Here is a 13912-nt window from a genome sequence, read left to right as displayed (position 1 = left end):
TCACGGCCGGTCACGCCCGGCCTCCGGCGAGTGCCGTGCCGCGCCGTACCCCGGTGCGCAGTTCCAGCGCGCCGTCCACGTCCTCGGCGGTGGGCCGGTCGTGCCCGGCGAGGTCGGCCAGGGTCCAAGCGACCCGCAGGACGCGGTCCAGGCCTCGTGCGGTGAGCAGACCGCGTTCCATGTCCTCCTCGGCCCGGCCGAGCGACCCCGGGCTCCCGGGCCACCGGGTCCGCAGTTCGTGGCCGGGGACCTCGCTGTTGGTGCGCCATGGCGTGTCGGCGTAGCGGACGGCGGCGCGCTCACGTGCGGTGAGTACGCGGGCGGCCACGGTCTCGGTGGACTCCGGCCGGGCGCCGGAGGCCGTCAGCTCGGAGCGGGTGACGGGTTCGACGGTGACCCGGAGGTCGACGCGGTCCAGCAGCGGCCCGGAGAGCCGTGCCCGATAGCGTCTGACCGTCGAGGGCCTGCACTCGCAGCCGCCGCCCCGGGAGCCGTGCCGGCCGCAGGGGCACGGGTTGGCGGCGAGGGCGAGCAGGAAGCGGGCGGGCATGCGCATCATGCCCTGGGCCCGGGCCACGACGACCTGCCCCGACTCCAGCGGCTGGCGCAGTGCGTCGAGCACCCGTGCGCCGCATTCGGCCGCTTCGTCCAGAAAGAGCACGCCGTGGTGGGCGAGGGAGACGGCCCCGGGCCTGGGCAGACCGCTGCCGCCGCCCACCAGGGAGGCGGTGGTGGCCGAGTGGTGCGGAGCGCAGTAGGGAGGCCGCTCGACCAGCGGCTGGCCGGGCGGCAGCGCCCCGGCGACGGAGTGGACGGCGGTGACCTCCAGTGCCTCCTTGGGGGTGAGCGGCGGCAGCAGCCCGGGGAGCCGTTCGGCCAGCATGGTCTTGCCCGCGCCCGGCGGTCCCTTGAAGAAGATGTGGTGGCGCCCCGCGGCGGCCACCTCCAGAGCCCTGCGGGCGGCTTTCTGACCGGCGACCTCGGCGAGGTCCACCCGGCGTTCGCCGCCCAGCCCCGCGATCCCTCCGCCCGCGCCGGGCACCGTGAGACCGGCGAGCATGGTGGCGTCGGTGCCGTGCCCCTCCGGGCCCTCCTCCTCGGGGACGGGTTCGTCGGTGAGGACGGCCACGAGCTGGCGCAGGGAGCGGACTCCGAGGACGGAGACGCCGGGGACCAGCGCGGCCTCGGACGCGGTCTGCTCGGCGACGACGACCTGGCGGTATCCGGCGTCCGCGGCGGCCAGGACCGCGGGCAGGACACCGCGGACGGGCCGGACGCGCCCGTCCAGACCCAGCTCGCCGATCATCACGAGTCCGGTGAGTTCGCGGGGGTCGATCCGTTCGGCGGCTCCGAGCACCGCACAGGCGACCGCCAGGTCGAACCCGCTGCCGCTCTTGGGCACCGAGGCGGGGCTGAGCCCGACGGTGAGTTTCTTCTGCGGCCAGTCGACACCGGAGTTGACGACCGCGGCCCTGACCCGGTCGCGGCTCTCCACCAGGCTCTTGTCCGGCAGGCCGACGAGGGTGAAGGTGGCCAGCCCCGGTTCGAGATCGGCCTGGACCTCGACGACCACGCCCTCGACGCCCACGAGGGCGACCGAGCAGGTACGGGCGAAGCCCATGTCAGGCCACCCCCTTCACGTGCTGCACCCGGGGGGCGCCGCGCTCGGGCAGGACGACGCCGACGAGGTCGATGCGCACACCCCCGGTCGGCGGGCGGCCGTACCGGGCGAGCCAGCGTTCGCTGAGCCACTGGGAGGCGAGTCTGCGCAGCCGCGCGGCCTTGCGCGGGGTCACGGCCGACATCGGATGCCCGTACGGGCCGGCCCGGCGTGTCTTGACCTCGCAGACGACGAGTGCGTCGGCGTCCCGGGCGACGATGTCGATCTCGCCGCCCCGGCAGCGCCAGTTCCGTTCGAGGACGGCCATGCCCATCTCGCGCAGCCGCCGGGCGGCCAGGTCCTCGCCGTAGCGCCCGAGTGCGTTCCTGCCGTTCATCGGTACCACCTCCGGCGCCGACTGTGGCGGCCGGGGAGGCAGGGCGGATGATCATGGTCCGATTCGGTGGACTACCGACCGGTTGTGGATATCCCGCTCACCCGCAAGGGGCATCCCACAGGCGCGGCTTTGACGGAGCGACGGAAGCGACGGGAGTGATGGAAGCGACGGCCGGCTCCGGGCTCACCTCTTGAAGTCGGAGTCCTCGGGCAGGTCCAGATCGCTCTTGTTCAGCTCCTCGATGTTCACGTCCTTGAAGGTGAGCACCCTCACCTGCTTGACGAAGCGGGCCGGCCGGTACATGTCCCACACCCAGGCGTCGGCCATCGAGACCTCGAAGAAGACCTCGCCCTGAACCGAGTGCACCTGCATCTCGTAGTCGTTGGTGAGATAGAAACGGCGTTCGGTCTCGATCACGTACCTGAACAAGCCGACGACGTCCCGGTACTCCCGGTAGAGCTTCAGCTCCATCTCGGTCTCGTATTTCTCGAGATCCTCGGCGCTCATGGCGTGTTCCCCTTCAGCCGTGCGTTCCCCCATTGTGCGTCAGCCCCGCGCGCTTGCCGCGGACCGAGCCGATCGCCCCGTGCCCGGCACCGCCGAGGATCAGCAGGGCGCCGGCCCCGATCGCCGCCAGGGCGGGGCCCAGCGGCCCCGGCCGGGAGGTCCCGCCGGGCAGGTCCGCGAAACCGGCCGGGCGCTCGACCATGCCCGCGTGGCCCAGCGGCCAGACGGTGGCGTCGACCCGGCCCGTCACCGCGTCCCGGGGCACGGAGCCGTTGTTGGCGTCCTCCAGGTGCGTGCGCGAGTCCAGTGACCCCTCCCGGTGGTCGCCGAGGAGGAAGAGCTGCCCCTCGGGCACGGACGCCTCGAAGGTGGTGAAGGAGGCGCGTTCCCGCTCCAGCCGGTACGGCTCGTCGACGGGATCGCCGTTGACGGTCATCCTCCCCCGCTCGTCGCAGCACTCCACGGTGTCGCCGCCGACACCGACGACGCGTTTGATCATCGGCATGTCGCCCCACAGCGGATCGAGGAAGACGACGACGTCACCGCGCCGGACCTCGTCGCCGTCGATGCGCTCGGCCAGCACCCGGTCCCCGGCCTCGACGGTGGGCGACATGGAGTCGGTGGGCACGGCGTAGGGCTGGTACAGCACCGCGGCCCAGACGAAGCCGCCCAGGAAGAGGGCGCAGCCGACCGCCACGGCCACCGACGACGGCACCTGGCCCGTACGACCGCGGCCTTTCCCGGTACGTTCGACTCTGCTCACTCGCGCTCCCGGAAAAGGTCTGGGTCCACCGGCGGTCTGCGCCGCACCCTACCCCCGGGTACGGTCCCGGGTCAGCCCTCGGCCCGCCCGTCCGTCCCGCTCATGGTTCCGGACGCCGTCCCAGACGCTCCGGCGGCCTCTTCCACGTTCCCCTTCACGGCCCTCGCCCCCAGGCGCCGCCGCCACATCACCAGCGGCACCGCGCCCACCAGGCCCAGCGCCGCGGGAGCCGCGGCCAGGCCCTTCTCGGCGAAGGTGTCGGGCACCGGGAGGGTGCCCCAGCGGTCGATCGGCCACGCCTTGACCACGGCCCGCCCCACGACCTCGTCCACGGGCACCGTCCCCTGTCCGGGGAGCTGCTGGTGGAAACGGGAGTCCAGGGAGTTGGAGCGGTGGTCGCCCATCACCCAGATCCGGTCCTCGGGGACCTTGACCGGGCCGAAGCCCTCACTGCCGCAGGGGGAGTCTCCGGGGTAGACGTAGGCCCCCTCTTCCAGGGCCTTGCCGTTGACCGTGACGGGGCCGTTCTTCTCGCACGCCACGGTGTCGCCGCCGACCGCGATGACCCGCTTGATCAGGTCCTGCTCCTCGGCGGAGGGCATCAGGCCGATGAAGCTCATGAAGTCCTGGAACACATTGGTGTCCTGCTGGACCGACGGGTCGAGCCAGCCGCCCGGGTCGTGGAAGACGACGACCTCGCCGCGCTCGGGCTCGGCCCCGAACCAGGGCGTCAGCTTGTCCACCAGCACCCGGTCGCCCCGCTGGAGGGTGTTCTGCATCGAGTCGGAGGGGATGGAGAACGCCTGCAGCAGGAACGTCTTGATCCCCAGGGCCAGCAGCAGCGCGATGCCGATGAGGATGGGCAGTTCCTTCAGGAAGGAGCGTTGCTTCTTTTCCGTCACTCTCTCTCCGCTGTCCGGGCCCGCGGCCGTTTCCTCACCGCGCTCCACGGGCTCGCCTTCGGCCCGCCGCTCGGGCCCGTCCGCGTCGGAGCGCGCTCCGACCGCCACGTCCCCCACATCCACTCCTCACACCGATACCGCTCTTACCGCGCCGCAGCCCGCGCCTCAGCCGGTGCAGACCCACGCCTGCCACTCCCATAACGAGCGGGAGTTCCGCAGGGCTCGGGATGTGCGCCATGTCTTCGTCTCCGTCATTGTCGGCGCCCGCGGCCGCGGAGGCGGTCTCGCCGCGCGGATCCGGCACCGACGCGTAGGTCTCGGGCTCCTCCAGCCGTCGCCAGTGGGAGTAGGGCCAGGCGATCACCACGGCCTTGCCCACCACCAGGCTCTCGGGAATGGTCCCCTTCCCCGGGTCCTGCAGGTGGTAGCGGGAGTCGGCGGAGTTGGAGCGGTGGTCGCCCATCACGAAGATGCGGTTCTCGGGCACCTTCACCTCGAAGCGCATCCGCGAGGGCGCGTTGCCCGGGTGGAGGTACGGCTCGTTCAGCGGTGTGCCGTTGACCGTCACCCGGCCGTCCTCGTCGCAGCACACGACGGTGTCCCCGCCGATGCCGATGACCCGCTTGATCAGGTCCTGCTCCTCGGCGGAGGGCAGCAGGCCGATGAAGGTCAGGAACTGCCTGCCCTGCTTGATGCCCACGGGGTCGTCCCGCTCCGGCTCCTCCCCGGGGGGAAGCCAGCCTCCGGGGTCCTTGAAGACCACCACGTCGCCGCGTTCGGGGCGCGAGCCGAACCAGGGCGTCAGCTTGTCCACCAGCACCCGGTCGTCGATCCTGATCGTCTGCTCCATCGAGCCGGAGGGGATGACGAACGCCTGTACCAGGAACGTCTTGAGCACCAGTGCGATCAGCAGTGCGACGCCCACCAGGACGGGGATCTCCTTGGTCACCGACAGCCGCCGGCGCCGTCTGATCCGCTTGGCGGCGCGCCGCCGGTCGGCCCGGCCCTCGCCGGGGCCGCGCAGCGTGGTCCGGGGCTCCGGCGGTGTGCCGTCGCCGCGGACGGCCGCCCGCCGACCGTCGCGCGGCCGTCCGCGCCTACCCATCCCGGCCCCGCAGGGAGGTCCAGCGGCCGGCCGGCCAGACGATCCAGTCGGCCCGGCCGATCACCCTGTCCACCGGTACGGTGCCGCCGCCGGGGGACCCGAGGTGGTCCCGGGAGTCGCTCGACCGGGAGCGGTGGTCGCCCATCACCCACAGCTTCCCCCCGGGGACCGCGATGTCGAACGGGACGGCCGAGGGCCGGTCGCCGGGATACAGGTAGGCCTCGTCCACCGGTTCGCCGTTCACCTCGATCCTCCCCCGCTCGTCGCAGCACCTGACCCTGTCGCCGCCGACTCCGACGACCCGCTTGACGTAGTCGGTCCCCCGCGACGGCTCCCGGTCGAACGAACCGGTGCCGTCGAACACAACAACGTCTCCGCGCGCCGGAAGGTTGCCGAAACGGTACGCCAGCTTGTTCACCAGAACGCGGTCGCCCGCTTTGAGGGTGTTCCCCATCGAGCCGCTCGGGATGCGGAAGGGTTCCGCCGCGAACGTGTGGACCAGCAGGAGCAGCACGGCGGCCGCGGCCACCGCGGCCCCCGGACGCACGAAACGCGACCGGCGCCCCCCTCCCCGTACGGGGTGGGAGGAGCGGTCGCGCTCCGTCGGTCGCGTGTGCTGTTCGTCGGTGTTCATCGAGCCGAGAGCCTAACCCGGCGGCGCGGCGGACACCGGTGCGGACAGCGGCACGGGGGCCGTGCCCCGCGGGCGGCACCGGACACCGGGGCGCCCGGTGCTCCGCCGCGCGGACCGGTCTCGGATCAGCGCTCGCGCTTCTCCTTGATCTTGGCGGCCTTGCCGCGCAGCTCGCGCAGGTAGTACAGCTTGGCGCGGCGGACGTCACCGCGGGTGACGACCTCGATCTTCTCGACGACCGGGGTGTGCACCGGGAAGGTGCGCTCCACGCCGACGCTGAAGCTGACCTTGCGGACGGTGAAGGTCTCACGGACGCCGGAGCCCTGGCGGCGGATGACGACACCCTTGAACTGCTGCACACGGGAGCGGTTGCCCTCGATGACGCGCACGTGGACGTTGACGGTGTCACCGGGGCGGAAGGTGGGGATGTCGCTGCGCAGCGAAGCGGAGTCGACGCTGTCGAGAAGGTGCATGACCGTCTGCTTTCCTCGCCGATGCCACAGGTCATCGGCGGAATCGTTCGTTGGGTTCGGTGAGCCGCCGTACCGGTCGGGCGTTGGTCCCCCTGTGGCAGGGTCGCGCGCCGGACGCGAGGCAGCGGCCTATTCTTCCACGCCTTCGGCCACGGGCCCAAATCGGCCGTCGGGCCGCTCGGCCCAGCCCAGCTCCGCCAGCAGCCTGCGGTCGTCGGCGTCCAGCGCGGCGGGGTCGCATCTCTCGACCAGGTCCGGGCGGTGGCTCACGGTGCGGCGGAACGCCTGGTCGCGGCGCCAGCGGGCGATTCTGCCGTGGTGGCCGCTGAGCAGCACCTCGGGAATGTCCCGGCCGCGCCACACCGGCGGCTTGGTGTAGACGGGACCCTCCAGCAGGTCGGCCATGGCGCCGGGCGCGAAGGAGTCGTCGCGGTGGGAGTCGGCGTTGCCCAGGACTCCGGGCAGCAGCCGGGCGACGGCCTCCACCATGACCAGTACGGGCGCCTCGCCGCCGGCCAGCACGTAGTCGCCGATGGACAGCTCGCGCACCCGCAGGCGCTCGCCGTACTCCTCGACGACGCGGCGGTCGATGCCCTCGTAGCGGGCGGGGGTGAAGACCAGCCACGGCTCGGCGGCCAGTTCGACGGCCGTCTCCTGGGTGAACGGGCTGCCGCTGGGGGTGGGGACGACCAGGACCGGCCCCTCCTCCTGACCGTCCCCGCCCGAGGCGACGACCGAGTCCAGCGCCTCGCCCCACGGCTCGGGCTTCATCACCATGCCGGGGCCGCCGCCGTAGGGGGTGTCGTCGACGGTGTTGTGCCGGTCGTGGGTCCACTGCCGCAGGTCGTGGACGCGTACGTCGAGCAGGCCGCGGGCGCGCGCCTTGCCCACCAGGGAGACGTTCAGCGGTTCCAGGTACTCGGGGAAGATCGTGACGATGTCGATCCGCATCAGGCGCCGTACTCCCCGTCCCCGCCGTCCTCCTCGTCCCCGCCGGCCCGCGCACCGCTCCCGGTGCGGGATCCGGCGATCTCGGCCCGGTCGTCGATGAGTCCCGGCGGCGGATCGATGACGGCCCGCTGCCCGTCCAGGTCGATCTCGGGGACGATCTCACCGACGAAGGGGACGAGCACCTCGCCGCCGTCGGGCCCGCGCACCACGAGCAGGTCCTGGTGGGGCAGGTGGGCGATCTCCTCGATCCGGCCGACGGGTGTTCCGTCGCGGGTGACGACGTCGAGGTCGATCAGCTGATGGTCGTAGTACTCGTCGGGGTCCTCGGGGGTCTCCTCCGGGTCGACCTCGGCGATCAGCAGGGTGTTGCGCAGTGCCTCGGCGGCGGTGCGGTCCCCGACCCTCTCGAAGCGCAGCAGCAGCCGGCCGCTGTGGACGCGCCCGGACTCGATGGTCAGGGGGCCCGCGGAGGCGGGGTCGGTGGCCAGGACCGCGCCGGGGGCGAGGCGCACCTCGGGTTCATCGGTGCGCACCTCCACGGTGACCTCGCCCTTGATCCCGTGGGCACGGCCGATGCGCGCGACTACCAACTGCACTGCTCGTCACTCCAGGTTCTCGCCGGTTCCCGTACACCGGCGGTCACGGCACGGGCCGGGAGCGGCGGTGCCGCTCCCGGCCCGTGCCGGTGCTCTGCGTTGTCTGCCGCGGCCCTCAGCGGACCTGGTCCACGTCGACGAGGTCGACGCGGACGCCCCGCCCGCCGAGAGCGCCCACGACGGTGCGCAGCGCGCGTGCGGTACGGCCGTTGCGGCCGATCACCTTGCCGAGGTCGTCGGGGTGGACCCGGACCTCCAGCACGCGCCCGCGACGCAGGTTGCGGGCGGCGACCTGCACCTCGTCGGGGTGGTCGACGATGCCCTTCACCAGATGGTCGAGGGCCTCTTCCAGCATGGTCACGCCTCGGTCGACTCGGCGGCGGCCTCGGCCTCGTCCGCCTTCTTGTCGGCCTTCTTCGCCTTCTGGGTGATGGCCTCACCCTTGGGCTCGTCCGCCGACTCCTTGGCGGCGGCCTCGAAGAGAACGCGCTTGTCGGCCTTGGGCTCGGCGACCTTCATCGGCTCCGGGGCCGGCAGACCCTTGAACTTCTGCCAGTCGCCGGTGACCTTCAGGATGGCCAGGACCGGCTCGGTCGGCTGCGCGCCGACGCCCAGCCAGTACTGGACGCGCTCCGAGTCGACCTCGATGCGGGAGGGGTTCTGCACCGGGTGGTACAGACCGATCTCCTCGATGGCCCGGCCGTCGCGACGGGTACGGGAGTCGGCGACGATGATGCGGTAGTGAGGCGAACGGATCTTGCCCAGTCGCTTCAGCTTGATCTTGACTGCCACGGCTGTGGTGTCTCCTGGTCTTTGGCGTGGTTGGACACGGCGGGATGCCACGTGGGGTTGTGGTACCCGAGTGTCCGAGTGGACGCGTCAGCCGGAGGAGAGAGGGGTCCTGTGCGGCTGTCGAGTACAGCCGCCCATTGTGCCACACCTCTTGTGCCGCACCCCGCGGGGGCAGCCGGTGCCCCGGCCTCCCCCGGCCCCCCGGCCCGGCGCGGATCCGCGGCGCCTCAGCCCACCCCGACCGCCTCCTTCTCCTTGTCCGGAATGCGGAACGGCTTCCCGCAGGCCCCGCACATGATCGGCGCCTGGGCCAGTACGGACGGGACGACCCGGACGTTGCGCCCGCAGTCGCACACGGCCTTGACCCGCACCCCGCCACCCGACGAACCGTGCCGCGCGGCGGGGCCGCGGAAGGCCCGGGAGGTGTCGGTGGTGGTGGCGACGCTGTGGGCGCGCAGGGCGCGCTGCAGCTTCTCGATGACGGGCCGGTAGCGCCTTCTGGTCTCGGGCTTCATCACGACCAGCGAGAAGCCGCTGCTCGGATGCGGTTCCTCCGGGTGCTCCAGGCCCAGTTCCTCGGCGATCGCCAGGAAGCGGCGGTTGTGGTAGCGGCCGGCACGCGAGGTGTCCCGGACTCCGCGGGCGGCGGCGATCCCGTGGACGGCCTCGTGGAGCAGCCGTTCGAAGGAGAGCTCGGCGCCGCAGGCGGACGACGACTCCCCGATCAGCGATTCGGGCGCGGCCAGGTCGGGCAGCTCCGGGTGGTGCCGTTGAATGTCGGCCCACGCGAGTGCCAGCTCGGCGGCGAGTACAGGTGGTGTCGTGCTCACGTCGTGCACAACGAGCCAGAGTGTCCCGGTGTTCCGATTACGGGGCATCCCAAATAATTTGCACCTACCCGCCGGTTCGGGTTGATGCGCGCCGACAGGACGGGTATGCCGATCCGGGAGGACTCACCCGGGCGGGTCCGGCCGGCGTGTGGGCGGAGCGCCCGCCGGACCCCGGGCGGCGCCGCGGAACGTTCCCGGGCGTGCCTCGGCACCGGAGCGTCTCAGTAGGCGCGGGCGACCACGGCCACCGTACCGGGGGCGTCGTCGGACTCGGGTACCGATCCGTCCTCGCCGACCAGGCAGCGCACCGTGACGGACTGCTCCGCGAGCCGCGCCTCGCCCTCCGGGCCCAGGTCGGCCCAGGGGATGCGGGCCCAGCCGCCGCCGGTGGCGGCCTCGGCCGCCTCCTCCACCGTCCGTACGTCCGTGGTGCGGGCCTCGCGGCGCTCGCGGGAGAGGCGCAGCAGCAGCGCCTGGTCCTCCTCCAGGATCCCCGGGCACAGCTCGGCCAGGGCGTCGGCCGCCACCGGCTCCTTGCCCCCGGCGATGCGGCGCACCAGCATCGCGGTGCCGTTCTCCAGGTCGCGCGGGCCGATCTCGACGCGCAGCGGCACGCCCTTGAGCTCCCAGTCCACCGCCCGCCGGCCGAACGGGACGTCGGTGCGGTCGTCCACCTTCACCCGGACGCCGGCCGCGGCGAGCCGGTCGCCGACCTCGCGGACCTTCGCCAGCACCGCGTCGTCGCCCTTGATCGCCAGGACGACGGCCTGGACGGGGGCCAGGCGCGGCGGGATCCGCAGGCCGTCGTCGTCGCCGTGCATCATGATCAGGCCTCCGACCATCCGGGTGGAGGTGCCCCAGGAGGTCTGCCAGACCAGCTCCCGCTCCCCGTCCTTCGACAGGTAGCGGGTGTCGAACGCCCTGGCGAAGTTCTGGCCCAGCTCGTGGCTGGTGCCCATCTGCAGGGCCTTGCCGTCGCCCATCATGCCCTCCAGGGTGAGGGTGTTGACGGCGCCCGCGAAGCGCTCCCTGGGGGTCTTGCGGCCCAGCACGACGTCCATGGCCAGGACGTTCTCCATGAAGTCGGCGTAGACCTCGCGGTGGACGCGGGCGGCGTAGTCGCGCGCGTCCTCGTAGGTGGCGTGGGCGGTGTGCCCCTCCTGCCACAGGAACTCACTCGTTCGCAGGAAGACCCTCGGACGCATTTCCCAGCGCACCACGTTGGCCCACTGGTTGATCAGCAGGGGCAGATCGCGGTAGCTCTGCACCCACTTGGCGAAGTACTCGTTGACGATCGTCTCGGAGGTCGGCCGGACGACCACCGGCTCCTCCAGCTCCTTGCCCCCGCCGTGCGTGACCACGGCCAGCTCAGGGGCGAAGCCCTCGACGTGCTCGGCCTCCCTGGTCAGGTAGGACTGGGGGATGAACAGGGGGAAGTAGGCGTTGTCGGCGCCCGCCGCCTTGATGCGGGCGTCCATCTCCCGCTGCATCCGCTCCCAGAGCCCGTACCCGTACGGCCGGATGACCATGGTGCCCCGCACCGGCCCGTTGTCGGCCAGCCCGGCCTTGTTGATCACGTCCTGGTACCAGCGCGGGAAGTCCTCCGCCTGGGGGGTGAGCACGGGAGCCTTAGCCATGTCGCGCATGTTACGGCGGTCTGCTGCGGATGCGTGAACCGGACTGCCGGGGGAACGTAGGAGTGCGCGCGGGCAAGCGCGGGTGGAAACACCCCGGCGCCCCTCTGGACTCGGGGACAGATGCGCAGTTCCCTGGCTTTCGGGGACTTCCAGGACCTCATCAAGGGACGAGACGGCGGCCGGTTACCCGGCGATCCTTCCATCGGAATGGGGATGTTGCGATGGCACCCACGCTCGCACAGCGGCACCTCCCGCGGCCCACCCGGGACTGGGCGGAGATTCAGGAACGGATGCTGGTTCCGCTCTACGAGGCGGTATACGAGCGGTTCGAGGTCGGACGGCACTCCCATGTGCTGGGCCTGGGCTGCGGCTCGGGCCTGGCGCTGGTGATGGCGGCGGCCCGGGGCGCGACCGTCACGGGGGCGGACACCGACGAGGCACGCCTGGAGCTGGCCCGGCAGCGGCTGCTGCCGGAGCCGCAGTGGGGCGCGCGGCACTGGACCGCGCGGGTGCTGCCGGGCGGTCCGGACGGCGGACCGGACGGCGCGGCGCTGCGCGAGGGACCGCCGCCGACGCTGGTGACCGCCTTCGACACCCTGCCCGACGCCGCCGTGCTCGCCCGGGTGGCCCAGGCGGCCGGCCGCGGGGTGCCGGTGGTACTGGCGGGCTGGGGGCCGGCCGAGCGGTGCGCCGCGGCCCCCGCTCTGCGGGTGGCGCAGCGGCTGGCGCAGCGGCCGGCCGAGCCGGAGCGCGCGGCGGGCCGCTGCTGGCGGCCGGGCGGCCGGGACGATCTGGAGGACCTGGCGCGACGGGCCGGGCTGCGCCCCGACGGTTCGGGCCGGGTCGCGTGCCCCTTCGGCTACGCCGACCTGGACAGCGCGGTGCGCGGGCTGGTCTCGACCGGGCTGTACGACGCGGCCGTCCGGGCGACGGACGAGGAGCAGGTCGCCAAGGAGCTGGCCGAGGCGCTGCGCCCGCACGTACGGCCGGACGGCACCGTGTGGATGCAGAACCTGTTCCGCTACGTGGTCGCCATGACCTGAGGGCGCCGCCGGCACGCGGCGGGCGGCGGCGCCCCCCTGGCGGTCGCCCGGGCGGTCACTCGGGCGGTCACTTGGGCGGGAGCATGTCCTTGAACTCCTGGGGCAGCTCGAAGTCCTCCGGACCCTGGCCGCCGGGCAGTCCGAAGGCGCCGCCCTGCCCCGCGGCGCGGCGCTCGGCCACGGCCTGCTCCTCGGCCTTGCGCTTCATCGGGTTGCCCGAGCGCTGCTTGCCCTTGGCCTTCTTCTGCTGCTTGCCCTTCTTCCGGGCGCCACCCGTCCCCGGCATGCCCGGCATCCCGGGCATCCCCGGCATGCCGCCCTGGGCCATCTTCGACATCATCTTGCGGGCCTCGAAGAACCGCTCCACGAGGTTCTTCACCGCGCTGACGTCCACGCCGGAGCCGCGGGCGATGCGGGCCCGCCGCGAGCCGTTGATGATCGTGGGGTCGGTGCGCTCGGCCGGGGTCATCGACTTGATGATCGCGGCGGTGCGGTCCACGTCGCGCTCGTCGATGTCGTTGATCTGCTCACGGATCTGCCCCATGCCGGGCATCATCCCCAGCAGCTTGGAGATGGAGCCCATCTTGCGGACCTGCTCCATCTGGGCCAGGAAGTCGTCGAGGGTGAACTCCTTGGGTCCCTTGGCCAGCTTGGCGGCCATCTGCTCGGCCTCTTGCCGGCTGAAGGTCTGCTCGGCCTTCTCGATGAGGCTGAGGACGTCGCCCATGCCCAGGATGCGGGACGCCATGCGGTCCGGGTGGAACGCGTCGAAGTCGTCCAGCTTCTCGCCGTTGGAGGCGAACATGATCTGGCGGCCGGTGACGTGCGCGATCGACAGGGCCGCGCCGCCGCGGGCGTCGCCGTCGAGCTTGGAGAGCACCACGCCGTCGAAGCCGACGCCGTCGCGGAACGCCTCGGCGGTGTTGACCGCGTCCTGGCCGATCATGGCGTCGACGACGAAGAGGGTCTCGTCGGGGCGGACGGCGTCGCGGATGTCGGCGGCCTGCCGCATCATCTCGGCGTCGATGCCCAGACGGCCGGCGGTGTCGACGATGACGACGTCGTACTGCTTGGTGCGGGCGTACTCGATGGAGTCCTCGGCGACCTTCACCGGGTCGCCGACGCCGTTGCCCGGCTCGGGCGCGTAGATCCCCACGCCCGCGCGCTCGGCGACGACCGTGAGCTGGTTGACGGCGTTGGGGCGCTGCAGGTCGCAGGCGACCAGCAGCGGGGCGTGGCCCTGCGCCTTGAGCCAGCGGCCCAGCTTGCCCGCGAGCGTGGTCTTGCCCGCGCCCTGCAGACCGGCGAGCATGATCACCGTCGGCGGGTTCTTGGCGAACCGCAGACGGCGGGTCTCGCCTCCGAGGATGCCGATCAGCTCCTCGTTGACGATCTTGATGACCTGCTGGGCCGGGTTCAGCGCCTTGGAGACCTCGGCGCCCAGGGCGCGCTCCTTGACCTGCTTGATGAAGGCCCGGACCACGGGGAGGGCGACGTCCGCCTCCAGCAGGGCGATACGGATCTCGCGCGCCGTGGCGTCGATGTCCGCCTCGCTCAGACGGCCCTTGCCCCTGAGGTTCTTGAACGTCGCTGTGAGGCGATCGGAGAGAGTGTCGAACACGTCGGTCGCGGATCCTTCGCGTTGGTGGCGGTGTCGGCGGTCGACCTCCAAGAGTATCCGC

At 72.3% G+C, this 13912-nt stretch carries 16 protein-coding genes; 1 reads left to right on the top strand and 15 read right to left on the bottom strand.

Annotated elements, in window-relative coordinates; translation table 11 throughout:
* Positions 1 to 10: 10 nt before the first annotated feature.
* The 14 genes from BM237_RS17715 to proS form a co-directional block, all read right to left on the bottom strand.
* Complete coding sequence (locus BM237_RS17715; protein ID WP_093850665.1) at positions 11 to 1621, bottom strand: YifB family Mg chelatase-like AAA ATPase; 1611 nt, start codon at positions 1619 to 1621, stop codon at positions 11 to 13.
* 1 nt (position 1622) lies between these two features.
* Positions 1623 to 1997, bottom strand: coding sequence for a YraN family protein (locus BM237_RS17710; protein WP_093850664.1), 375 nt, complete (start codon positions 1995 to 1997; stop codon positions 1623 to 1625).
* 183 nt (positions 1998 to 2180) lie between these two features.
* Positions 2181 to 2504: a DUF2469 domain-containing protein gene (locus tag BM237_RS17705; protein WP_093662147.1), complete on the bottom strand. Its 324-nt coding sequence runs from the start codon at positions 2502 to 2504 to the stop codon at positions 2181 to 2183.
* 13 nt (positions 2505 to 2517) lie between these two features.
* Complete coding sequence (gene lepB / locus BM237_RS17700) at positions 2518 to 3267, bottom strand: signal peptidase I (RefSeq protein WP_245793705.1); 750 nt, start codon at positions 3265 to 3267, stop codon at positions 2518 to 2520.
* 71 nt (positions 3268 to 3338) lie between these two features.
* Positions 3339 to 4277: a signal peptidase I gene (gene lepB, locus BM237_RS17695; protein WP_093850750.1), complete on the bottom strand. Its 939-nt coding sequence runs from the start codon at positions 4275 to 4277 to the stop codon at positions 3339 to 3341.
* The gene (gene lepB, locus BM237_RS17690; RefSeq protein ID WP_093850662.1) at positions 4204 to 5274 is read right to left on the bottom strand and encodes a signal peptidase I; all 1071 of its coding nucleotides are present in this window, start codon (positions 5272 to 5274) and stop codon (positions 4204 to 4206) included. The genes lepB (BM237_RS17695) and lepB (BM237_RS17690) overlap by 74 nt, the downstream gene beginning before the upstream one ends.
* Positions 5267 to 5908 carry a signal peptidase I gene (gene lepB, locus BM237_RS17685; RefSeq protein WP_093850661.1) on the bottom strand — a complete coding sequence of 214 codons (642 nt, stop codon included), beginning with the start codon at positions 5906 to 5908 and terminating at the stop codon, positions 5267 to 5269. Before lepB (BM237_RS17685) ends, lepB (BM237_RS17690) begins: the two co-directional genes overlap by 8 nt.
* Before the next feature lie 125 nt (positions 5909 to 6033).
* Positions 6034 to 6381: a 50S ribosomal protein L19 gene (gene rplS, locus BM237_RS17680; RefSeq protein ID WP_093850660.1), complete on the bottom strand. Its 348-nt coding sequence runs from the start codon at positions 6379 to 6381 to the stop codon at positions 6034 to 6036.
* Positions 6382 to 6510: 129 nt separating this feature from the next.
* Complete coding sequence (trmD, locus tag BM237_RS17675) at positions 6511 to 7332, bottom strand: tRNA (guanosine(37)-N1)-methyltransferase TrmD (RefSeq protein WP_093850659.1); 822 nt, start codon at positions 7330 to 7332, stop codon at positions 6511 to 6513.
* Positions 7332 to 7928 carry a ribosome maturation factor RimM gene (gene rimM, locus BM237_RS17670; protein WP_093850658.1) on the bottom strand — a complete coding sequence of 199 codons (597 nt, stop codon included), beginning with the start codon at positions 7926 to 7928 and terminating at the stop codon, positions 7332 to 7334. The genes trmD and rimM overlap by 1 nt, the downstream gene beginning before the upstream one ends.
* 115 nt (positions 7929 to 8043) lie before the next feature.
* A complete protein-coding gene (locus BM237_RS17665; protein WP_093850657.1) occupies positions 8044 to 8283 on the bottom strand; it encodes an RNA-binding protein in 240 nt (79 codons plus the stop codon).
* Positions 8284 to 8285: 2 nt separating this feature from the next.
* Positions 8286 to 8720, bottom strand: coding sequence for a 30S ribosomal protein S16 (rpsP, locus tag BM237_RS17660; protein WP_093850656.1), 435 nt, complete (start codon positions 8718 to 8720; stop codon positions 8286 to 8288).
* A gap of 227 nt (positions 8721 to 8947) precedes the next feature.
* A complete protein-coding gene (locus tag BM237_RS17655; RefSeq protein WP_093850655.1) occupies positions 8948 to 9598 on the bottom strand; it encodes a hypothetical protein in 651 nt (216 codons plus the stop codon).
* Positions 9599 to 9771: 173 nt separating this feature from the next.
* On the bottom strand, positions 9772 to 11187 hold the full coding sequence (proS, locus tag BM237_RS17650; RefSeq protein WP_093850749.1) for a proline--tRNA ligase: 1416 nt from the start codon (positions 11185 to 11187) through the stop codon (positions 9772 to 9774).
* A gap of 221 nt (positions 11188 to 11408) precedes the next feature.
* On the opposite strand from proS, the gene BM237_RS17645 reads away from it, so the two are divergent.
* Entirely contained in the window at positions 11409 to 12230 is an 822-nt protein-coding gene (locus tag BM237_RS17645) for a methyltransferase domain-containing protein (RefSeq protein WP_093850654.1), read from the top strand.
* 67 nt (positions 12231 to 12297) lie between these two features.
* Here BM237_RS17645 and ffh read toward each other — a convergent pair whose 3' ends face one another.
* Entirely contained in the window at positions 12298 to 13851 is a 1554-nt protein-coding gene (gene ffh / locus BM237_RS17640) for a signal recognition particle protein (RefSeq protein ID WP_093850653.1), read from the bottom strand.
* Between the last annotated feature and the right edge of the window lie 61 nt (positions 13852 to 13912).

This window comes from Streptomyces mangrovi, assembly GCF_900114215.1.
Classification (GTDB): domain Bacteria; phylum Actinomycetota; class Actinomycetes; order Streptomycetales; family Streptomycetaceae; genus Streptomyces; species Streptomyces barkulensis.
Note: the sequence above shows the minus strand (reverse complement) of the source record. Positions and strands in the feature narration are given on the sequence as shown.

Excerpts from the sequence above, each read along its gene's own strand:
- lepB (WP_093850662.1), bottom strand. The coding sequence starts at position 5,274 with ATGGGTAGGCGCGGACGGCCGCGCGACGGTCGGCGGGCGGCCGTCCGC.
- trmD (WP_093850659.1), bottom strand. The coding sequence starts at position 7,332 with ATGCGGATCGACATCGTCACGATCTTCCCCGAGTACCTGGAACCGCTG.
- rplS (WP_093850660.1), bottom strand. The coding sequence starts at position 6,381 with ATGCACCTTCTCGACAGCGTCGACTCCGCTTCGCTGCGCAGCGACATC.
- BM237_RS17710 (WP_093850664.1), bottom strand. The coding sequence starts at position 1,997 with ATGAACGGCAGGAACGCACTCGGGCGCTACGGCGAGGACCTGGCCGCC.
- lepB (WP_093850661.1), bottom strand. The coding sequence starts at position 5,908 with ATGAACACCGACGAACAGCACACGCGACCGACGGAGCGCGACCGCTCC.
- BM237_RS17715 (WP_093850665.1), bottom strand. The coding sequence starts at position 1,621 with ATGGGCTTCGCCCGTACCTGCTCGGTCGCCCTCGTGGGCGTCGAGGGC.
- proS (WP_093850749.1), bottom strand. The coding sequence starts at position 11,187 with ATGGCTAAGGCTCCCGTGCTCACCCCCCAGGCGGAGGACTTCCCGCGC.
- BM237_RS17645 (WP_093850654.1), top strand. The coding sequence starts at position 11,409 with ATGGCACCCACGCTCGCACAGCGGCACCTCCCGCGGCCCACCCGGGAC.
- BM237_RS17655 (WP_093850655.1), bottom strand. The coding sequence starts at position 9,598 with ATGCCCCGTAATCGGAACACCGGGACACTCTGGCTCGTTGTGCACGAC.
- BM237_RS17705 (WP_093662147.1), bottom strand. The coding sequence starts at position 2,504 with ATGAGCGCCGAGGATCTCGAGAAATACGAGACCGAGATGGAGCTGAAG.
- BM237_RS17665 (WP_093850657.1), bottom strand. The coding sequence starts at position 8,283 with ATGCTGGAAGAGGCCCTCGACCATCTGGTGAAGGGCATCGTCGACCAC.